Consider the following 20,502-nt stretch of genomic DNA (forward strand, 5'->3'; position numbering starts at 1 on the left):
ATGCGCAGCGCAGCTTCAGGAGAGTTGCACGCCGGGCCCCAGTTCCAGGTGGTGTCGCACGAAACCAGTCTGGTCAACGGCCTCGTGTGCCTGGAGTTGCTCGCTACGGCCGACGGCCAGGACGGTCGGCCCGGCTCCCGAGATGACGGCGGGGACGCCGTGGGCGCGCAGCTCGCCCATCAGGCGGGCCGAGTCGGGCATCAACGCGGCCCGACGATCCTGGTGCAGGAGGTCCCTGGTGCCGCGCAGGAGCTGCTCCGGGTCCGTGGTCAGGGCGTGGACCAGCAGGGCAGCACTGCTGGCCTGGGCGATGGCATCGGCCCAGGGCACCGTCTCGGGCAGCACGGCACGAGCACCAGCGGTGGGCACCTCGACCTCCGGAACCCAGACGATGCACCGCAGCCCCTCGGCCGGCTCCAGGCGCACCACCTGCACGCCGGGCCGCCCGTCGTCGCCGGGCTCCATGTGCCCGAGCACGATCCCGCCCAGCACCGCGGCGCAGGCATTGTCCGGATGCCCTTCCAGCTCGCTGGACAGACGGCATGCCCAGTTGAGGTCGAGTTCCTCCCCGGGCCGCGCCAGACCCCAGGCCAGGGCGATGCCCGCCACGATCGCGGAGGCAGACGAACCCAGCCCCCTGCTGTGCGGCACCACATTCGTGGCGACCAGACGCAAGCCCGGGGCCTCGTGGCCCAGTTCGTCGAGTGCCCGGCACAGGACACGCACCACCAGGTGCCGAGCGTCCAGCGGCACCCGGCCGGCTCCCTGACCGCTGACCTCGACCTCGAGCCCCTCGACCAGTACCTCTGCCTCCACCTGGTCGGACATGGTCAGCGCGAGCCCCAGGCAGTCGAATCCCGGACCGAGGTTCGCACTGGTGGCCGGCACCTCGGCCCGGGCCCGGCGACCGACCGGGAGCGCAGCGGGCGAGGTCATCTCAGTGACCCTCGACGCGCAGCATCGAGATCTCGCCGTGGGTGAAGGCGTGCGCCGCAAGCTCTGCGACCACCGCCTGGACATCGGACTCCTTCGCGACATGGGTCATCAGCGCCAACTCGGCCGTCGCGGGCTCCTTGCGGCTCGTCTGGGCCGTGGACTGGTCGACGGTCTGCACCGAGACATTGTGGCTCGCGAAGACCCCTGCGAAGGCAGCCAGCACCCCCGGCTCGTCGGAGACGGCCGCGCGCACCAGGTAGCGGGTCTCCACATCGCCCATCGGCGCGATCTCCCGGTTGGCATAGAGCGTCTCGGCCGGACCGGCCACGCCGCGCAGCCTGTTGCGGGCCACAGTGACCAGGTCGCCCATGACGGCCGAGGCAGTCGGCGACCCGCCAGCTCCTGGGCCCATGAACATCAACTGCCCAGCCTCGCGGGACTCGACGAAGATGGCATTGAAGGCGCCCTTGACGCTGGCCAGGGGGTGGTCCACCGGCACCATGGCCGGGTGCACCCGGGCGCTCACCGAACCACCCTCGGTGGTGGACAGGATCGCGAGCATCTTGACCACGCAGCCCAGCTTGCGCGCCGTGGTGATGTCCTGCGAGGTGACCCGTGTGATGCCCTCGCGGTGGACGTCGGTCCCCCGGACCCTGGTGTGGAAGGCCAGGGTCGCCATGATCGCTGCCTTCGCCGCGGCATCGTAGCCCTCGATGTCGGCGGTCGGATCGGCCTCGGCATAGCCCAGCTCCTGCGCCTGGCGCAGGGCATCGTCGAACTCCGCCCCGGTACTGGTCATCTGGTCCAGGATGTAGTTCGTGGTGCCGTTGACGATGCCCATCACGGTGGTGATCTCGTCACCGACCAGCGATTCGCGCAGCGGCCTCACGATCGGGATGGCGCCGGCGACGGCGGCCTCGTAGTACAGGTCGACGCCGGTGCGGTTGGCGCCCTCGAACAGCGCCTGCCCGTCCTGGGCGAGCATCGCCTTGTTCGCGGTGACGACCGAGGCGCCGTTGGCCATGGCGGTGAGGACCAGCTCACGGATGGGGTCGACGCCACCCACCAGTTCGACGACGATGTCGAGGTCGTCTCGGGCCACCAGCGACGCGGCATCAGTGGTGAACAGCTCCGGGTCAAGCCCGGCGTGGTCACGCTCCAGGGAGCGCACGGCGATCCCGACCAGTTCCAGACGGCGTCCGATCCGGTTGGTCAGGTCATCGGCCTGCTCGGTGATGACGCGCGCCACCTGGCTTCCCACCACCCCGCATCCCAGCAGCGCCACCTTGAGCGGCGGCAGTCGGTAGGGGTCGGTGGCCTCGAGCTTGTTCATGGGCATTCCTTGCTGGTCTGGCTGGCTATGGGCTGGTCTGGCTGTGGGGGCGGGCGTGGTCTGGCGTGTCATTGGCCGACGTCGAGACGCAACAGGTCCTCGAGCGTCTCACGACGGATGAGGGTGCTCAGCTCACCCTCGCGCACGGCGACCACCGGCGGCTTGGTGAGCATGTTGTAGTTGCTGGCCATGGAGCGGGAGTAGGCGCCCGATGCCGGCACCGCCAGCAGGTCACCGGGGCGGATGTCGGCGGGCAGGAAGACGTCGCGCACCAGGATGTCGCCGCCCTCGCAGTGCTTGCCCACGACGCGACTCAGGACCGGTTCGGCATCGGAGTTGCGCGAGACCACGGCGGCCGAGTACTCCGCCGCATACAGCGCAGGACGGATGTTGTCGCTCATCCCCCCGTCGACGCTGACGTAGACCCGGTTCTGGCCGCCGTCGACGTCGACCACCTTCACCGTGCCCACCTCGTAGAGGGCCATCGTGGTGGGTCCGCAGATGGCACGTCCGGGCTCGATCGACATCGTGGGCACCACGATGTTCCAGCCGCGGGCCTCGTGCTCGACGATCTCGCGCAGGTTCCTGGCCAGCGCGTCCGGCGTGGACGGGGTGTCGGCCTGGGTGTAGGCAATGCCGAAGCCGCCCCCGAGGTCGAGCTCGGGCAGCTCGGTGCCGGTGGCGGCGGAGAACTGCGCCAGCAGCTTCATCGTGCGACGCGCCGCCACCTCGAAACCGTGGGTGTCGAAGATCTGCGAGCCGATGTGGGAGTGCACGCCGAGCAGCTCCATGTGCTCGCTGTAGTGGCAACGCACCATCGCCACCATCGCCTGGCCATTGGTGATGCTGAAGCCGAACTTCTGGTCCTCGTGGGCGGTGGCGATGTACTCGTGGGTGTGAGCCTCCACACCGGTGGTGACGCGCACCATCACCCGGGCCGTCCAGCCGTTCTCGGAGCACAGCTGCTCGATGCGCCCGATCTCGTCGAGGGAGTCGACGATGATCCGCCCCACCCCGCTGGAGAGCGCATGTTCCAGTTCCGCGACAGACTTGTTGTTGCCGTGCAGCCCGATCCGGGCCGGGTCCATGCCCCCCGCCAGTGCGACGGCAAGCTCGCCGCCACTGCACACGTCGAGGTAGAGGCCCTCCTCGCTGATCCAGCGGGCCACGCTGCGGGTCAGGAAGGACTTGCCGGCGTAGTAGACCTGCCACCCGGTGAAGGCGTCACGGAAGGCGCGGGCGCGCTCCCGGAAGTCGGCCTCGTCGACGACATAGGCGGGAGTGCCGACCTGGTCGGCGATCTCGCGCACGTCCAATCCCGCGACGCGGACGCTGCCGTCCTCCCCACGACGCACCTGGCTGCTCCACAGGGCGGGGTCGAGCAGGTTGAGGTCGGAGGGACGGTCCAGCCACTGGGGACCCGCAGTGGTGGCATCGGCATGGATCGAGCCGGCGACATGGGTATGGGTCATGCCACGATCCTCTCAGATCGCGCCCAGGAGCCCTGGATCCGTTCAGAGCGTGGCCGGAGGTCGGGGCGGCGTGCATGCCCACCCCGCTGGGGCTGCTAGGGTGTTCCGTGCCCCGTTGGTGACCAACCCGGGGTGTGGCCCCCGTAGCTCAGGGGATAGAGCACCGCCCTCCGGAGGCGGGAGCGCAGGTTCGAATCCTGCCGGGGGCGCCACCGCTGCGCATGCCACGCCACGCAACGCCTCAGTCCCGGGCCCCGGCACGGCCCGTCCGAACCGGGAGCCCCGTGACCACGACCAATCCACGCCTGCGCCGGGTGGCTGCCCTGTGGGACAGTCCACGCCTCCAGGACGAGCACCTCGTGGCACGGCTGTGGCTGGCCAGCCGCCTCCTGGTGCTCGTGGAGTGGGCCGCCATGCTGTTCACCCTGGGCGACACCCGCTACTACTTCGAGAAGATCTCGAAGATGTCCGAACTCGGACCGCAGGCCACCATGGTGGAGTACCCCACCCCCGTGCTGTGGTTGCTGGAACTGCCGAACCTTCTGGCCTCCGGGCACCGGTGGGTCTACGTGGTCACTTTCTTCCTCCTGATGTTCCTGCTCGACGCCGCCTTCAGCCGCTCACTGTGGCGCCACGGCGGCCGACTTCGCGGCCAGGCGATGGCCTTCTGGATCGCCTTCGTGCCCCTGGTGGGCACCACCTCCTACCTACGTTTCGACATCCTCACCGCGGTCCTGGCTGGCTGGGCGCTGCTGCTGGCGGGACGCCGCCGACCCGCTTGGGCCGGGGCACTGATCGGAATCGGTGCGGCGGTGAAGCTGTGGCCCGCACTGCTGTGGCCCGCGCTGATGGGCTCCCGGCGGCCCGAGGACCGTGCCACCGCCCGCTGGCGCTCCACCCTCGGTTTCTGGGGGGCGGGTGGTGCGCTGGCCCTGGTCAGCCTGTGGTGGGCCGGCTGGGACCGACTGCTGTCCCCCTTGGGCTGGCAGGGTGAGCGCGGCCTGCAGATCGAGAGCGTCTGGGCCGGGCTGCCAATGATCCACCGCCTCGTCCAACCGCACGAGTTCTGGATCGCGGTCAGTGACTTCAATGCCTGGGAGATCTCCGGCCCCGGCACCGACCTGCTCCTCACCTGTACCAGCGTGGCCACCGTGCTCGGCATCCTCACCGTCGTGCTGGCCTATGTGGTCTGGCTGCGCCGACCCGTTCAGCGCCCCGTCGAGGCGGCCGCCCTGATGATGCTGCTGGTGCTGGTGATGATCGTGACCAACAAGACCTTCTCCCCCCAGTACCTGATCTGGCTCGGAGGCCCCCTGGCCGCCGCCTGGGTGATGGCCGGACTCACGATCGAGGCGGATGACGCGGATCGCGACAACCAGGCCACGCTGCTGCAGGTCAGCACCCTGACCCTGTGCGTGAGCCTGCTCACCCAGCTCGTCTATCCCATCGGCTATGCCTCACTCGTGGGCCACCGGCCGGGCATGGTGCTGGCCACCGTCGTGCTGCTGGTGCGCAACATCGCGCTGGTGGTGCTCCTGGTGACGGTCGTCCGCTGGTGCTGGCGACTGCTCACGGCATCCGCCCCCTCCTCGCCCACCTCCCATTCCTCGGCCTCCGACGCGGAAGTCCCACGATGACCACGACCGACCTCCCCCGCCGCCAGGCCATCGACCTGGCGCGGCCACTGCACTCCTGGCTCACGAGCCACTGGCCCTGGGTGGCGGTCTGGCTGTTGACCCGTGGGCTGATGCTGCGCCACTGGGCCATCGACACCCAGTTCATCGTCAACGACGTGAAGTACTACTTCGCCCAGGTCGTCAACGCCGAGGGCTACCTGACGGTGCTGCGTGAGTACCCACTGCCCATGGTCTGGCTCCTCGACGTGCTGCGGTGGCCCGCCGCAAACCAGGAGACCCTCTATGTGGTGCTCTTCGCCCTGCTGATGGCGGTGCTGGACGCCCTGATGACGGTCGCCCTGTGGCGCACGGGCTCGAGGCTGGCGAGCATCGGCTGGATGCTGTTCGTGTGGGCGATCGGGCCACTGGTGTGGTTCCGCTATGACCTCCTGCCGGGCGTCGTGGTCGGTCTGGCCGTGCTCCTGGTGGCCCGCCGGCCAGCCACGAGCGGAGCCCTGGTGGCCCTGGGTGCCGGCATCAAGCTGTGGCCGGCCCTGCTGCTGGCGGCCCTGGTCGGCCGCTCCCCCGCCGCCCGCCTGCGACACCGCAGCTTCTGGGTCACCGGCCTGGGCCTGGCCCTGCTGAGCCTGCTGGCGGCCGGGCCCGTGCGCCTGGTCTCGCCCCTGACCTGGCAGTCCGACCGGGGCCTGCAGATCGAGAGCGTCTGGGCCAGCCTGCCGATGTGGCGTCGGGCGATGGGTGCCCAGAGTGCCGCGGGACAACCCGACACGCGCTGGACGGTGCAGCTGTCACCCTTCAATGCCTTCGAGATCACCGGCCCCGGGGTGGCCCAGATGCTCACAGCGGCGTCGATCTGCATGGCCCTCGGCGTGGCCCTGGCCTTCGCCATGGGCGTGCTGGCCTGGCGACTGGACCCGCCGGCCCACGTGCGGGGCCTGGCCTGCCTGTCGATCGTCTCGATCATGCTGGTGGGCAACAAGACGCTGAGCCCCCAGTACATGTGCTGGTTGGGCGCCGTCAGCGCCGCCTGGCTCGCGCTGGCCCCGGCCGGACGCCAGCGGGTGCGGGCCATCGCCGTCGGCCTGGCCTGCCTGGTGCTGGCCTGGCTCACCCAGCAGGTCTACCCCAACCACTACCTCGGACTGATCTCTCCCAACTGGGCCGATCCCACGGTCACGTGGCAGCTGGTGGCACGCAACCTTGGGCTCGTCCTGCTCGCCGTGCTCACCACCAGCTGGGCACTTCTTGAACTTGTACGCGCTCGGTTTGCCCAAGCCACCCAAGCAGCGACTACCATTTCATCAAGGTAGGCGCAGGGGCCTGCCGTAGGCCAACACACACCGGAAAGAGGCGATGGTGGCCCCGGCCACCGACACTCATATGTCCCACACAGACCCCTCCAGCGACTTCGGCGCCAATGACTGGCTGATCGAGGAGATGTTCGAGAAGTACAAGGCAGACCCGAGCAGCGTGGACGCCTCGTGGATCGCCTTCTTCGAGAAGAACTCCCCCAGCAGCGAGAACAAGGCCTCCGAGTCCGCCACTGCGTCCAAGTCCCAGCCGGCCAAGAGCGAGCAGCCCGCCAAGGCCACTCCCGCTGCGCAGGCTCCCGCCAAGAGGGAGTCCGCTCCCACCCAGCAGGCCGAAGCCGCCCCGGCGCCTGCCGCCAAGAGCAGCAAGGTCGAGCAGCGCGAGAACCGCGCCGAGGCCCCCTCGACGCCCGGCGCCGGGTCCAAGCTCAGCGCCAACGCACCGAACCCGTCGAACCGGCCCAAGACCGAGCGTCAGGAGCCGCAGCGCTCGGTGATGAAGGGCGTGCCGATGCGCACGGCCAAGGCGATGGACGCCTCGCTGTCCATGCCCACCGCCACCACGGTCCGCTCGGTCCCGATGAAGCTGGTGATCGACCAGCGCACCGTGATCAACAACTTCCTGAAGCGCTCCAAGGGCGGCAAGGTCTCCTTCACCCACATCATCGGCTTCGCCATGATCCAGGCGCTCAAGGCCATCCCGGGCATGAACAATGCCTATGACGTCGACAACGGCAAGCCCATCCTGGTGGAGAACCCATCGATCAACCTCGGCCTGGCCATCGACCTGGTCAAGCCCGACGGCACCCGCAACCTGGTGGTGCCCGCCATCAAGGGCTGTGAGCAGCTCGACTTCATGCAGTGGTGGGCCGCCTACGAGGAGGTCGTCAAGAAGGGACGCACCGGCAAGCTGACAGTCGACGACTTCGCCGGCGTGACGGCCTCGCTGACCAACCCCGGCGGACTGGGCACCAATCACTCGGTGCCCCGCCTGATGAATGGCCAGGGAGTCATCCTGGGCGTCGGCTCGATCGACTACCCGCCGGAGTTCCAGGGCACCAGCGAGAGCCGGATCAACGAGCTGGGTGTCAGCAAGGTCATGACGCTGACCTCCACCTATGACCACCGCGTCATCCAGGGCGCCCAGTCGGGCGAGTTCCTGCGCAGGATCCACCAGCTGCTGCTGGGGGCCGACGGCTTCTACGACCAGATCTTCGAGAGCCTGCGCATCCCCTACCCGCCGCTGCGCTGGGACACCGACGTGCGCGGCCACCGCTGGAGCCAGGTCTCCAAGGAGGCGCGTGTCGTCGAGCTGATCCAGGCCTACCGCAGCTTGGGCCACCTGATGGCCGATGTCGACCCGCTGGAGTACAAGCAGCGCACCCATCCCGAACTGGAGCTCGAAACCCACGGCCTGACCCTGTGGGACCTCGACCGGGAGTTCGCCATCGGAACCTTCGCCGCCGAGAACCGCCAGGTGCTGACCCTGCGCGAGATCCTCGACATCCTTCGCGACTCCTACTGCCACACCATGGGCATCGAGTACATGCACATCACCGACACCGAGCAGCGGGCCTGGTTCCAGGAGAAGTTCGAGAAGCCGCACACCCCGATGCCCCGTGAGGAGCACCTGCGCGTGCTCGACAAGCTCAACGAGGCGGAGATCTTCGAGACCTTCCTGCAGACCAAGTTCGTCGGCCAGAAACGCTTCAGCCTGGAGGGTGGTGAGTCGGCCATCGTCCTGCTGGACGAGATCTGCGAGCAGGCCGCCAACAAGGGCCTCGACGAGGTGTGCATCGGCATGCCGCACCGTGGCCGCCTCAACGTGCTGGCCAACATTGCCGGCAAGAGCTACGGCCAGATCTTCCGTGAATTCGAGGGAAGCATCGGAGTCGGTGGCACCCAGGGCTCGGGTGACGTGAAGTACCACCTGGGCACCGAGGGACAGTTCACCGCCGCCTCCGGTGCCACCATCAAGGCCTCGGTGGCCGCGAACCCCAGCCACCTGGAGACGGTCAACCCCGTCCTGGAAGGAATCGCCCGCGCCAAGCAGGACCGTCTGGGCCGCGACGACTACCCCGTGCTGCCGATCCTGATGCACGGTGACGCCGCCTTCAGCGGCCAGGGCGTGGTCTACGAGGTGCTGCAGATGAGCCAGCTGCGGGGCTACCGCGTGGGTGGCACCGTGCACGTCGTGATCAACAACCAGGTCGGTTTCACCACCTCGCCGGTCGAGTCTCGCACCAGCGTCTACTGCACCGACGTGGCCAAGGTGATCCAGGCGCCGGTCATCCACGTGAACGGCGACGACCCGGATGCCTGTGTCCGTGCCGCCCGCGTGGCCTTCGAGTACCGCCAGCGGTTCAACAAGGATGTCGTGATCGACCTGGTCTGCTACCGCCGTCGCGGACACAACGAGGGCGACGACCCGAGCTTCACCCAGCCGAACATGTACGACCTGATCGAGCAGAAGCGCTCGACGCACAAGCTCTACACCGAGAGCCTGATCGGTCGTGGTGACATCACCACCGAGGATGCCGAGGCGGTGATGAACCGCTTCCGCGCCCGTCTGGAGGATGTCTTCAAGGAGGCCAAGGAGAGCATCGGCGACGACGAGTACACCCGCGTGCCCTACTACCCCACCAAGCCGAACGAGAAGGCCGGCACGGCCATCGGTCGTGAGATGATGGAGGCGGTCGCCAGGGTCCATGCAGAGGTCCCCGAGGGCTTCACCGGCCACCCGAAGGTGCTGCCCCAGCTGCAGCGTCGCGCCAAGCAGATCCTCGAGGGCCCGATCGACTGGGCGACCGGCGAGCTGCTGGCCTTCGGCTCCCTGCTGATGGAGGGCCGCCCGGTCCGCCTGACCGGCCAGGACTCCCGACGTGGCACCTTCAGCCAGCGCTTCGGCGCGATCGTGGACCGCGTCTCGAACGAGGCCTATGTGCCGCTGAAGCACCTCACTGAGGACCAGGCCTCCTTCGACATCTACGACTCGCTGCTCAGCGAGTATGCGGTGCTCGGCTTCGAGTACGGCTACTCCGTGGCCGCCCCCGAGGCACTGGTGCTGTGGGAGGCGCAGTTCGGTGACTTCGTCAATGGTGCCCAGAGCGTCATCGACGAGTACATCAGCTCGGGCTTTGCCAAGTGGGGCCAAAAGTCGGGCGTCGTGCTGCTCCTGCCCCACGGCTACGAGGGGCAGGGACCGGACCACAGCTCCGCGCGTCTGGAGCGGTGGCTGCAGCTGTGCGCCGAGAACAACATGGCCGTCTGCCAGCCCTCGACCCCGGCCAGCCACTTCCACCTGCTGCGCCAGCACGCCTACGTCAACTGGCACCGTCCTGTGGTGATCGCCACCCCGAAGTCGATGTTGCGCAACAAGCTGGCCACCAGCCAGCCCGAGGAGTTCACCGAGGGAAGGTGGCGTCCCGCACTGCCCGATCCGACGATCACCGACCCGTCGGCCGTCAAGCGGATCCTGCTGTGCTCGGGCAAGGTGCGCTGGGATCTGGTCCAGGCCCGTTCGAAGGCCGGGCTCGACGGCCAGGTGGCCATCATCGCGCTGGAGCGGCTCTACCCGCTGCCCGCCGAGGAGCTGGCCAACATCCTCAAGGAGTACGGCCACGTCACCGACATCCGGTGGGTGCAGGACGAGCCCGCGAACCAGGGCCCCTGGCCCTTCCTGGCCCTCAACCTGCCGGCTGCGGTCAAGGAACACCTGCCCTCGCATGACCTCGAGATGAGGCTGGTCAGCCGTGCTGTTGCCGCGGCCCCGTCGGTCGGCTCCAACAAGGTGCACCAGCAGCAGGAGAAGGACCTCGTCGACCGCGCCCTGGCGGAGTGACGGGTGTACTTCACCGATCGAGGCCTCGAGGAGCTGGCCTCCCGTCGTGGTGACGAGGAGGTCAGCTTCGCCTGGCTGGCGGAACAGATGCGCACCTTCGTGGACCTCAATCCCGAGTTCGAGGTGAGCGTGGAGCGCCTGGCCACGTGGCTGGCCAGGCTGGACGAGGAGGACGAGTGATGACGAGCGCCGAGCAGCTGGTGCGCAGAGAGTTCACCCAATGGGTAGGACATGATCCGCAGGGGGTCTGGTTCGCCCCCGGCAGGGTCAACCTGATCGGTGAGCACACGGACTACAACGACGGTTTCGTGATGCCCTTCGCGCTGGCCCTTGGCGCCACGCTCGCGGCCGGCCGACGCGAGGACGAGCAAGTGCGGATGCTCTCACTCGACCTCAACGAGTCGGTGGAGCTGGGGGCGCTGCGCCCCTACGACCAGCCCATGGCCACCACTGGTTGGAGCGCCTACCTGGCCGGGGTCGTGTGGGCACTGCGCCAGGCCGGGCATCCGGTGGGCGGCATCGAGATGGTGCTGTCCAGCGACGTCCCGATCGGTGCCGGGCTGTCCAGCTCGGCCGCCATCGAGTGCGCCGTGGTCGCGGCGTGCTGTGACCTCTTCGAGCTTGACATTGCCCCGATGGAACGAGCCAAGCTGGCCCGGGTGGCCGAGAACTACTTCGTCGGGGCCCCCACCGGGCTGCTCGACCAGGCCGCATCCACCCTGTGCGAGGCCGACGCGATGCTCTTCCTCGACTGTCGCAGCCTGGAGGCCGAGTCGGTGCCGCTGCCCCTGGCCGAGCAGGGACTGGAGATCCTGGTGCTCGACACCCGGACCCCGCACTCCCACGTCGACGGTGAATATGCCGAGCGACGGGCCACCTGCGAGGCCGCGGCCAAGGCCCTCGGCATCGGCACGCTGCGCGAGGTGACGGACCCGGACGAGGCCCTCTCGCGGCTGGACGACGAGCTCCAGGTCAAGCGGGCCCGCCACATCCTCACCGAGAACCAGCGTGTCCTGGACGCGGTGGAGCTGGGACGGGACGGGCGCCTGCGCGAGCTCGGCCGCCTGCTGGACGAGTCCCACGCCTCGATGCGAGACGACTTCGAGATCACCGTGCCCACCGTCGACCTGGCCGTCGAGACCGCCCGCCAGAGCGGAGCGTTGGGCGCCCGGATGACCGGCGGCGGCTTCGGTGGCTGCATCATCGCCCTGTGCGAGCAGGGCAAGGGTGACGGAATCGCAAAGCAGGTCGCGACGGCCTTCGCCGAGGCCGGCTTCCACGAACCCAGCTGGTTCAGTGTGGTTCCCTCGGCTGGGGCGCACCGGCTCTGACCCCCTGCCAAGGAGCTGGCGCGGCCGCTCCTGATGGGCGGTCTGACGGTCGCGTCAGTCGGCCATCGACTCACGCAACTGCGCCAGGTGCTGCCTGGTACCGGCAACCATCGTCACCACGGCCAGGGCCACGAAGATCCAGATCCACCAGCGGTGCGAGCCCCGTGCCGTCGAGACTCCGACCAGCACGTGCAGCAGCGATGAGGCCACCACGGCGCCCGAGGCAAGGCCCAGTGCCCGATGGTTCAGCCACGCGATGCCTGCCAGCGAAGCCGCATAGACGATCAGCATCGCCGCGATACCGACGGAGAAGATCCCGTTGTCGACCAGCAGCGAGGAGATGCCGACGGCGAGGAATACGATCGCGGTCACCAGCGTTCCCACTGAGGCAAGCCGGGAGGCCAAGCGGGGCGCTGCCGAAGGGTCGTTGTCAGGCACCGCCCCAGAGTATGCGGGAATTGGGGACACTCAAAGTCTTGTCAACTGGCCCCTGAGTTGCCAGACTCATCTAGGCTGGTCTCACGGAGCGTCCGTGCCCACTGCCCAGGTCGCCCGCAAACCCACTTCCCCTTCACCAGGGCCGGATTGCGACCGGAATGCAATGACTAAGGAGTACAACGAATGGATTGGCGCCACAGGGCCGCCTGCCTCACGGAGGACCCGGAGCTCTTCTTCCCCATTGGGAACACGGGCCCCGCGATCCTGCAGATCGAGGAGGCGAAGAAGGTGTGCCGCCGCTGCGAGGTGCGCGAACAGTGCCTCGCCTGGGCCATCGAGGCCGGACAGGACCACGGAGTCTGGGGAGGCCTGAGCGAGGACGAGCGCCGGGCCATGAAGCGTCGTCAGGCGCGTTCCAGGCTCAGGAACTCCTGACTTCCACGGCCCGACCCCGACAACCGCAGCACCCCCCAGCCACGACTGGCAGGAGATGGCAGCCGCCCGAATTCTCGGGCGGCTGCCGTCGTGTGCGTCAACACTTCAACGGAACCAGGATCCGGGCACGTGCCCCAGGACCATCCACACGGTTCGACAGTTCAAAGGATCCGCCCAGGTCTTCCAGCAGCGTGCGCACGATGGACAGTCCCAGGCTGCGCGTGTGCCGGGTGTCGAAGTCCTCGGGAATGCCGCTGCCAGCGTCGAGGACGTCGACGACCAGTGCCCCGTCGAGGCGTTGGGGGCGTACCACGACCTCGCCCGAGGAAGACTCCAGTCCGTGCTCGACAGCGTTCTGGCACAGCTCGGTCATCACCAGGGCCAGCGAGGTCGCGGCGTCGGCCGGAACCAGGCCGAAGGTCCCGTCGCGCCGGGCCATCACCTGGCCTGAGGAGGCCGCCACGTCGCCGACATTGCGCAGGATCCGGTCAGCGACATCGTCGAAGACTGCGACCTCCTCATAGGACTGTGACAGGATCTCGTGCACCACGGCGATCGACTGCACCCGTCCCATGGCGTCCTTGAGGGCATTGCGTGCCTCGGGTGAGTCGATGCGACGCGACTGCAGCCGGAGCAGGGCGGCGACCGTCTGCAGGTTGTTCTTGACGCGGTGGTGGATCTCGCGGATCGTGGCGTCCTTGGTCACCAGTTGACGCTCCTGCATGCGCAGGTCCGTGGTGTCCTGGCACAGCACCAAGGTGCCCAGGCCTTCACCGCAGCGTGACAGCGGGATGATCCGCAGCCGCACCGAGCCGCCCGCATTCGAGACCTCGGTCTCGATGGCGCGACGTGCTGCGAGGTCGGTGCCCACGCTCTGGCCGACCTCCTGCAGTCCGCCCACCAAGGACTGCGTGAGGGCACGGAAGTCCTCGCCCACCACGTCACTGGTGTGTCCCAGGGCGCGGTAGGCACTGACCGCATTGGGGCTGGCGAAGGTGATGGTCCCCTCCAGGGTGAGCGTCATCAGCCCGTCGCCCACCTTGGGGCTGAAGGTCGGATCGCTGGGGGGCTCGATCGGAAAGATGGCGTGGTAGAGCATGTCGGCCAGTACGTCGGCCGTCTCCAGGTAGGCATCCTCCAGGGCGCCCGGAGCGCGCACACCCATCTGGTTGGTGTGGCGCTCCACCACTGCGATGCAGCGTCCCTCGCGCATCACGGGGATCGCCCAGATGTCGACGGGGATCCCTGCACTCAGCTGGTTGTCGCTGGTGGCACAGATCGCCTCGGACAGGTAGGCCGCCGTGACCATGTGCTCCGGGTCATAGGAGATGTCGTCACCGACGACATCATCCTCGAGGGCCGTCGGTCCGGTGGTGGGACGGATCTGGGCAGCAGCCCAGAAGATGCTGTCGTCGCGGTCGGGAACCCACAGGATCAGGTCGGAGAAGCTCACATCGGCCAGCAGGTGCCACTCGTTCACCAGCCCCTTGAGCCAGGCCAGGTCGGCATCGCCCAGCGCCGTGTGTTCAGCCACCACCTGCGTCATCGTCAGCATGTCGGCAAGCCTAGCCAGTTGGCGCCAGCGGTCGAGAAGATGGAATAATGGCCGCTCAGCCTGGACACGCCGGGCCCCGGTGCCTCGTCACCGGTCAACGAGACCTCAGAGGAGTCGTCATGGGCAAGACTGGACGCAAGCGCCGCGCTCGCCGCAAGAACAGCGCCAATCACGGAAAGCGTCCCAACGCCTGATTCCGCGCAGACCACACAGGAGCCCCCGACCGTTTGGGTCGGGGGCTCCTGTCATGTCTCGCGGCTGCCGGGCCGCACCGATGGGGCGCGGGCTCAGCGCAACTCGACACGCATCTGGACGATGCGCATGCGCAGCTGGCTGCTGGCAGTGGCCGGCGGGTGACAGCGCCGCAGCAGGTGGCTGATGGCCTGCTCGACATCGAAGTCGTCCATGCACCGCTCGCAGGCGGCGAGGTGGTGCCGGATCTCGTCGGCATCCGACTCCGGCAGTTCACCGTGCAGGAAGGACTGCACCTGGCCCAGCGCACGGCTGCACGCCATCAGGTCGTCCTCGGAGGCGTGGTGGCTGTGGGGCTCAGTCATTGCGAGCCTCCTTCGCGGCGGCAATACCCTGGTCGGCGGCGTGCTCGACGAGCTTCTTGCGCAACTGGGCGCGGCCGCGGTTCAGCCGCGACATCACTGTGCCGATCGGGGTCCCCATGATCTCGGCGATCTCCTTGTACGAAAAGCCCTCGACGTCGGCCAGCAGGACGGCCTGGCGGAAGTCGGCGGACAGCTCGTGGAGTGCCTCCAGCACGGCGCCGTTGGGGATGCGGTCCAGCGCCTCCATCTCGGCCGAGCGCAGCCCGGTGGAGGTGTGCGACTCCGCCTGGGCGAGCTGCCAGTCCTCCACGTCGGCACCGCCGGTGGTCTTCGGCTGGCGCTGCTGCTTGCGGTAGCTGTTGATGTAGGTGTTGGTCAGGATCCGGTACAACCAGGCCTTGAGGTTGGTGCCCGGGGTGAACTGGTGGAAGGAGCTGAAGGCCTTGGCATAGGCCTCCTGCACGACATCCTCGGCATCGGCGGGGTTGCGCGTCATGCGCAGCGCAGCACCGTAGAGCTGGTCGAGGTAGACCAGGGCGTCACGTTCGAAACGTTCCGCCCGCTCCCCGTCGGTCTCGGCTGCGAGGACCGCCTCCAGCTCGTCGACGGTGCTGTCGATGGAGCCGTCGTTGGGACCCTGGACGCCATCGGCGTCCAGGCCGTCATGGGTGGCACCTGGAAGAGTCATCACTGATGACAGTACCGAACTACGCCGCGACACGGCGTCAGTCACCGGCACGGGTCTGTCGAGAAGCATCACCATGAGCCTCACAACGGACCGTGGTGCTCGGTTATTCCAGCAGGCCGGGCTGGAGCGCCACCGGCTCGCGCAGGGCTGGCGAGTCATTGCGCACATTGCCCACCGCGCTCGAGACCGGCCAGGAGGTCATCTCGCCGGGCCCTGGCAGGTGCAGCAGGTCATGGGCCACCAGCGGGTCCACCAGTGCCGGATCGAGCCAGTCGTCCCAGTCCCGGCGCAGCACCTGGACCGGCATCCGGTCGTGGATGCGGCCCAACTCGTCATTGGCCTGGGTGGTGATGATGGTGCAGGTGGCCAGCCATGCCCGGGGATGGTCATCGGGCAGGGAGGGGTCCCGCCAGAACTCGTAGAGCCCAGCCATCACCATCCACGGCGGCTCGCCGGCCCGCTCCACCGGCTGGATCCACCAAGGCTGCTTGCCCGGCCGTCCCCCGTCGGTCGCCGGTGTGCGCTGCCACTCGTAGTAGCCGTCGGCCGGCAGCAGGCAGCGACGCGTGGCGAAGGCCTTGCGGAAGGAGGCTTTCTCGGCGACGGTCTCGACCCGGGCATTGATCAGCCGCGCCGCAGCACTGCGGTCCTTCGCCCAGCTGGGAACCAGCCCCCACCGAGGACGGGCCAGGGTGCGCAGAACCTCGTCGGTCTGCCTCGAGCGCCGGTCCATCACGGCGGCCACGGGATCGGTCGGGGCGATGTTGAACCGGGGGCGCAGCGGTGGCAACGCCGGGTCGTCGACGACCTGCTGCACGTCGAAGACCTCGATCATCTCCTCGGGACTGGCCGAGGCGGCATAGCGACCACACATGCCGACCAACCTAGCCGTGCGTGGCCAGAACTGATTTCGCCCCGTACTGATTTCGCCCTGTGCGCAATGCCTTGTCGTGGCGCCGCGAGGAACGGTAGGAAGGAGACATGACTCTCACTCGTGCAGCCGGGCGAACCATGCTCGCCAGTTTCTTCGTCGTCAACGGCGCCAAGGCCGCGGCCAGGCCCGACCAGCTGGTCGCCGACGCCGAGCCGATCGCACGCAAGGTGGTGCCGCTGGCCCAGCGGATCGCCCCGCCGAGCGTCGCAAGCTATGTTCCCGAGGACACCAAGTCGCTGGTCCGCGCCACCGGCGCCGCCCAGGTGCTGGGCGGCCTGGGCCTGGCCACCGGTCTGGGTCGTCGCCTGTCGGCCAGCCTGCTGAGCGCCTCGATGGTGCCGCACGTGCTGGCCTCCCGACCCGCCAAGGGCGCCTCCGCCGAGGATCGCACCGCTGCACGTTCGGTGATGCTGCGCAATGTGGCCCTGCTGGGCGCCACCCTGCTGGCCAGCCAGGACACCCAGGGCAAGCCCTCGCTGGGCTACCGCGCCTCCAAGCAGGCTGCCGCGATCAGCAAGGCCGCCTCCAAGGAGAAGAAGGACCTGGAGAAGCAGGCCAAGCAGCTGACCGGCCCGTCCAACAAGCGCAAGGCCAAGAAGCAGGCCAAGCAGCTCGAGAAGCAGGCCGCCAAGCTGCAGAAGCAGGGCACGAAGAAGGCCAAGCAGCTCACCAAGCAGGGCTCCAAGAAGGCCGACGAGCTCGCCAGCCAGATCGAGTCGCTGCTGTCCTGACGGTGAACCTGCCGTGCCGACATCCGGGTGGGCTGCAAGAATGCGCCAGTGACCAACCACACGCCCGCAGGCATGCCTGAGATGATGTCCACCACCCATGATGCCGGGCCCTGGCCGATTCCGATCGCGCCAGGGCCCTTGCATGCCCGCATCCAGGTGCCCGGTTCCAAGTCCGAGACGAACCGGGCCCTCGTGATCGCGGCCCTGTCCGAGGATCCGAGCACCATCCGGGGCGGGCTCGACGCCCGCGACACCCGCCTGATGCGTGATGCGCTGCGCGCGCTGGGCGTCGCCGTCGAGGAGCAGCCCGGGCAGTGGTTGGTCACTCCCCCGGACCGCTTCACCGCCGCACCCGTGCCGATCAACTGCGGCCTGGCCGGAACGGTGATGCGTTTCGTGCCGCCGCTGGCCGCACTCGCCGTGGGCCGCACCGTCTTCGTCGGCGACCCGGAGGCCAGCCACCGTCCACTGTCGCCGCTGCTCGACGGCCTGGCACTGCTGGGCGCCACCGTGGAGGGCAACACGATCCCGTGTGCCGTCACCGGCCCGGAGATGCTCGAGGGCCGCGAGGTGACCATCGACTCCAGCGGCTCCAGCCAGTTCATCTCCGGCCTGTTGCTGGTCGGCGCCCGCCTGCCCAATGGCCTGGTGCTGCGGCATAGGGCCCCCGACAGCTCCGAGCCCCCCAGCCGGCCTCACCTGGACATGACGGTGGCGATGTTGCGGGAGCACGGCGTCCAGGTGACCGAGACCGAGCCGGGCCTGTGGCAGGTGCTGCCCGGCCCCGTTGTCGCCGTGGACCAGCTGGTGGAGCCGGACCTGACCAGCGCCGCGGTCTACCTCGCCGCCGCCGCGATCGCCGGTGGCAGCGTCACCGTCGCCGGCTGGCCGCGGGAGACCACCCAGCCCGGGGACATGGTGCGTGAGGTCCTGGCCCGGATGGGAGCCGACGTGGCGCTGCGGGACGGCGAGCTGATGGCCACCGGGACCGGCGACCTGCACGCGGTTGACATCGACCTGCACGAGGCCAGCGAGCTGACCCCCGTGGTCGCTGCCCTGGCCGCACTGGCAACAGGACGCACCACGATCCGGGGCGTCGCCCACATCCGCGGCCACGAGACCAACCGGCTGGAAGCCCTCGAGGCCGAGCTGCGCCGCGTCGGTGTCCAGGCCGAGCAGACCGCCGACGGCCTGGTCGTCGAGGGCGTCGGGCTGACCGGTGAGGGCCTCCACGCCGCCGACTTCCGCTCCTATGCAGACCATCGCATCGTGCACACGGCGGTCCTGCTCGGACTGGTCGTCGACGGCTGCACTGTCGACGACGTGGCCTGCACCAGCAAGACCATCAACGACTTCGACCAGAGCTGGCAGCAGATGCTGTCCGGCTCCCAGGAGGTGGACCGGTGAGCCCCAAGGCCATCCGCGGCGCGATGGGCCGTTACCTGCGCAGTGACGCGCTGGAGAGCTTCGACCGCCCCCGCAAGCGCACCCGCCCCCGCACCAAGGACCGTCCCGACTATTCGGACCTGCCCTTGGGGCGCGTCATCACCATTGACCGTGGACGCTACCGCTGCCAGACCGGCGAGGTGATGGTCACTGCCACGAAGGCCCGGTTGCTGGGGCGCAAGGGCGTCATCGTCGGTGACATCGTCCGCCTGGACGGGGACATCAGCGGCGAGGAAGGCACCCTGGCCAGAATCGTCGCCGCCGAGGAGCGCACCACCGTGCTGCGCCGCACCGCCGACGACACCGACCCCTTCGAGCGTCCGATGGTGGCCAATGCCGACCAGATCGTGATCGTGACCGCCCTGGCCGACCCGCCGCCCAGGATCGGCATGATCGACCGCATCATGGTGGCTGCCTTCGATGCCGGCATCGAGCCCATCCTGTGCCTCACCAAGGCAGATCTGGCCAGTCCCGACGAGCTCGTTGCCGCCTACCGCCCCCTGGACGTGCCCATCGTGGTCACCGAACCCGGCAGCGACCTCGCCGAACTGCACGAACTGCTGCGCGACCGGGTCAGTGTGCTGGTCGGCCACTCGGGCGTCGGCAAGTCCACCCTGGTCAATGCGCTCATCCCGGGCGTGAACCGTTCCATCGGCGTGGTCAACGACGTCACCGGCCGCGGCCGGCACACCTCCACCTCTGCGATTGCGCTCGAACTGCCCGACGGGGGCTGGGCGATCGACACCCCCGGCGTGCGCAGCTTCGGGCTCCAGCACGTCACCCCGGAGTCGGTGCTGGCCGCCTTCGGCGACCTGGAGTCGCTCACCGCTGCCTGCCCGCGCGGCTGCCAGCACGGGCCGCAGGACCCGGAGTGCGCACTGGACGCAGCCGTCGACGAGGGCCGCCTGGCCCCTGAGCGGCTGGCGAGCTACCGGCGGATGTGGATGGCCGGCCGCCTGCGGGACTGGGAGCTGTGAGCGGCGCACCCTGACGATAGGCTGACATCCATGGCCCCCCTCAATCGTGACAACTACACCGACGACCTCCGACTGGCACACCTGCTGGCCGACAATGCGGATTCGCTGACCATGAGCCGCTTCCGCTCGGGCGACCTGAGGATCGAGACCAAGCCCGACATGACGCCCGTCTCGGATGCAGACGTTGCCACCGAGGAGGCCATCCGGGCCACCCTGGCGAAGGCGCGCCCCCGCGACGCGGTGCACGGCGAGGAGGGCTCCGACACCGGATGGGGGCCCCGACGCTGGGTGATCGACCCCATCGACGGCACCAAGAACTACGTGCGGGGAGTGCCGGTGTGGGCCTCCCTGATCGCTTTGATGGTCAATGACGAGGTGGTGGCCTCCGTGGTGAGCGCCCCGGTGCTGGGTCGTCGCTGGTGGGCCAGCAAGGGCGACGGAGCCTATGCCGGCAAGACACTCCTCAAGGGCCAGCCGATCCACGTCTCGCAGGTCTCGCGCCTGGAGGACTCCTCCTTCAGCTACTCCTCGCTGGACGGGTGGATGACCTCGGGCCGCGGCCAGCACTTCGTGAACCTGCTGCGCACCAGCTGGCGGACCCGTGCCTTCGGCGACTTCTGGAGCTACATGCTGGTGGCCGAGGGGGCCGTCGACATCGCCAGCGAACCCGACCTGGAGCTGCACGACATGGCCGCGCTCGACATCATCGTGCGCGAGGCCGGCGGACGCTTCACCAACCTCGACGGGCTCGACGGGGTCAAGGGTCCGGGGGCGATCGCCACCAATGGCCAGCTGCACGAGGCGGCCGTCGAGGCCCTGGCCCGCGACGAGCACTGAGCCGGGCTGACCCCAGACCAGTGGCGGCGGCCACTCCCCGTGAC

19 protein-coding genes and 1 tRNA gene are annotated in these 20,502 nt (G+C 68.7%); 12 read left to right on the plus strand and 8 right to left on the minus strand.

Going from position 1 to position 20,502, the window contains the following annotated elements; all coding sequences use genetic code 11:
* Nucleotides 1–15 precede the first annotated feature (15 nt).
* The 3 genes from thrB to lysA all read right to left on the minus strand — a co-directional run bounded on the left by thrB (nt 16) and on the right by lysA (nt 3,741).
* Nucleotides 16–936 carry a homoserine kinase gene (thrB, locus tag ACHFFZ_RS06705; protein WP_394275877.1) on the minus strand — a complete coding sequence of 307 codons (921 nt, stop codon included), beginning with the start codon at nt 934–936 and terminating at the stop codon, nt 16–18.
* 1 nt (nt 937) lies between these two features.
* Nucleotides 938–2,269, minus strand: a complete 1,332-nt coding sequence (locus ACHFFZ_RS06710) for a homoserine dehydrogenase (protein WP_394275878.1) — start codon at nt 2,267–2,269, stop codon at nt 938–940.
* Between the two features lie 68 nt (nt 2,270–2,337).
* The gene (gene lysA / locus ACHFFZ_RS06715; protein ID WP_394275879.1) at nt 2,338–3,741 is read right to left on the minus strand and encodes a diaminopimelate decarboxylase; all 1,404 of its coding nucleotides are present in this window, start codon (nt 3,739–3,741) and stop codon (nt 2,338–2,340) included.
* Between the two features lie 137 nt (nt 3,742–3,878).
* On the opposite strand from lysA, the gene ACHFFZ_RS06720 reads away from it, so the two are divergent.
* From ACHFFZ_RS06720 to galK, 6 genes are all read left to right on the plus strand, one after another.
* Nucleotides 3,879–3,953 (plus strand) — tRNA-Arg (locus tag ACHFFZ_RS06720).
* Nucleotides 3,954–4,025: 72 nt separating this feature from the next.
* Nucleotides 4,026–5,378: a glycosyltransferase 87 family protein gene (locus ACHFFZ_RS06725; RefSeq protein ID WP_394275880.1), complete on the plus strand. Its 1,353-nt coding sequence runs from the start codon at nt 4,026–4,028 to the stop codon at nt 5,376–5,378.
* Nucleotides 5,375–6,688 carry a hypothetical protein gene (locus ACHFFZ_RS06730; RefSeq protein ID WP_394275881.1) on the plus strand — a complete coding sequence of 438 codons (1,314 nt, stop codon included), beginning with the start codon at nt 5,375–5,377 and terminating at the stop codon, nt 6,686–6,688. The genes ACHFFZ_RS06725 and ACHFFZ_RS06730 overlap by 4 nt, the downstream gene beginning before the upstream one ends.
* A 43-nt stretch (nt 6,689–6,731) precedes the next feature.
* Nucleotides 6,732–10,529, plus strand: coding sequence for a multifunctional oxoglutarate decarboxylase/oxoglutarate dehydrogenase thiamine pyrophosphate-binding subunit/dihydrolipoyllysine-residue succinyltransferase subunit (locus ACHFFZ_RS06735; RefSeq protein WP_394275882.1), 3,798 nt, complete (start codon nt 6,732–6,734; stop codon nt 10,527–10,529).
* Between the two features lie 3 nt (nt 10,530–10,532).
* Nucleotides 10,533–10,709, plus strand: a complete 177-nt coding sequence (locus ACHFFZ_RS06740) for a DUF6104 family protein (protein ID WP_394275883.1) — start codon at nt 10,533–10,535, stop codon at nt 10,707–10,709.
* Nucleotides 10,709–11,860 (plus strand): galactokinase, encoded by a 1,152-nt coding sequence (gene galK, locus ACHFFZ_RS06745; protein WP_394275884.1) that lies wholly within the window; start codon nt 10,709–10,711, stop codon nt 11,858–11,860. Before ACHFFZ_RS06740 ends, galK begins: the two co-directional genes overlap by 1 nt.
* A 54-nt stretch (nt 11,861–11,914) precedes the next feature.
* Here the strand turns inward: galK and ACHFFZ_RS06750 are convergent, their stop codons facing one another.
* The gene (locus ACHFFZ_RS06750; RefSeq protein ID WP_394275885.1) at nt 11,915–12,232 is read right to left on the minus strand and encodes a hypothetical protein; all 318 of its coding nucleotides are present in this window, start codon (nt 12,230–12,232) and stop codon (nt 11,915–11,917) included.
* Between the two features lie 249 nt (nt 12,233–12,481).
* On the opposite strand from ACHFFZ_RS06750, the gene ACHFFZ_RS06755 reads away from it, so the two are divergent.
* A complete protein-coding gene (locus tag ACHFFZ_RS06755) occupies nt 12,482–12,733 on the plus strand; it encodes a WhiB family transcriptional regulator (protein WP_394275886.1) in 252 nt (83 codons plus the stop codon).
* Between the two features lie 97 nt (nt 12,734–12,830).
* Here the strand turns inward: ACHFFZ_RS06755 and ACHFFZ_RS06760 are convergent, their stop codons facing one another.
* Nucleotides 12,831–14,288, minus strand: coding sequence for a sensor histidine kinase (locus ACHFFZ_RS06760; RefSeq protein WP_394275887.1), 1,458 nt, complete (start codon nt 14,286–14,288; stop codon nt 12,831–12,833).
* A gap of 119 nt (nt 14,289–14,407) precedes the next feature.
* On the opposite strand from ACHFFZ_RS06760, the gene ACHFFZ_RS06765 reads away from it, so the two are divergent.
* A complete protein-coding gene (locus tag ACHFFZ_RS06765) occupies nt 14,408–14,482 on the plus strand; it encodes a 50S ribosomal protein bL37 (RefSeq protein ID WP_394275896.1) in 75 nt (24 codons plus the stop codon).
* A 93-nt stretch (nt 14,483–14,575) separates the two neighbouring features.
* On the opposite strand, the gene ACHFFZ_RS06770 is transcribed toward ACHFFZ_RS06765, so the two are convergent.
* From ACHFFZ_RS06770 to ACHFFZ_RS06780, 3 genes are all read right to left on the minus strand, one after another.
* Nucleotides 14,576–14,845 (minus strand): zf-HC2 domain-containing protein, encoded by a 270-nt coding sequence (locus tag ACHFFZ_RS06770; RefSeq protein ID WP_394275888.1) that lies wholly within the window; start codon nt 14,843–14,845, stop codon nt 14,576–14,578.
* Entirely contained in the window at nt 14,838–15,533 is a 696-nt protein-coding gene (locus tag ACHFFZ_RS06775; RefSeq protein ID WP_394275889.1) for a sigma-70 family RNA polymerase sigma factor, read from the minus strand. The genes ACHFFZ_RS06770 and ACHFFZ_RS06775 overlap by 8 nt, the downstream gene beginning before the upstream one ends.
* 103 nt (nt 15,534–15,636) lie before the next feature.
* On the minus strand, nt 15,637–16,407 hold the full coding sequence (locus ACHFFZ_RS06780; RefSeq protein WP_394275890.1) for an SOS response-associated peptidase: 771 nt from the start codon (nt 16,405–16,407) through the stop codon (nt 15,637–15,639).
* Between the two features lie 107 nt (nt 16,408–16,514).
* Here ACHFFZ_RS06780 and ACHFFZ_RS06785 point away from each other — a divergent pair, with 107 nt between their 5' ends.
* The 4 genes from ACHFFZ_RS06785 (at nt 16,515) to ACHFFZ_RS06800 (ending at nt 20,458) form a co-directional block, all read left to right on the plus strand.
* Entirely contained in the window at nt 16,515–17,198 is a 684-nt protein-coding gene (locus tag ACHFFZ_RS06785; protein ID WP_394275891.1) for a DoxX family protein, read from the plus strand.
* A gap of 84 nt (nt 17,199–17,282) precedes the next feature.
* Nucleotides 17,283–18,605 carry a 3-phosphoshikimate 1-carboxyvinyltransferase gene (gene aroA, locus ACHFFZ_RS06790; RefSeq protein ID WP_394275897.1) on the plus strand — a complete coding sequence of 441 codons (1,323 nt, stop codon included), beginning with the start codon at nt 17,283–17,285 and terminating at the stop codon, nt 18,603–18,605.
* Between the two features lie 23 nt (nt 18,606–18,628).
* The gene (rsgA, locus tag ACHFFZ_RS06795) at nt 18,629–19,621 is read left to right on the plus strand and encodes a ribosome small subunit-dependent GTPase A (protein WP_394275898.1); all 993 of its coding nucleotides are present in this window, start codon (nt 18,629–18,631) and stop codon (nt 19,619–19,621) included.
* Between the two features lie 30 nt (nt 19,622–19,651).
* The gene (locus ACHFFZ_RS06800; RefSeq protein ID WP_394275892.1) at nt 19,652–20,458 is read left to right on the plus strand and encodes an inositol monophosphatase family protein; all 807 of its coding nucleotides are present in this window, start codon (nt 19,652–19,654) and stop codon (nt 20,456–20,458) included.
* Nucleotides 20,459–20,502 lie beyond the last annotated feature (44 nt).

The sequence above is a fragment of the Luteococcus sp. genome, from assembly GCF_043424415.1.
Taxonomy (GTDB): Bacteria; Actinomycetota; Actinomycetes; order Propionibacteriales; family Propionibacteriaceae; genus Luteococcus.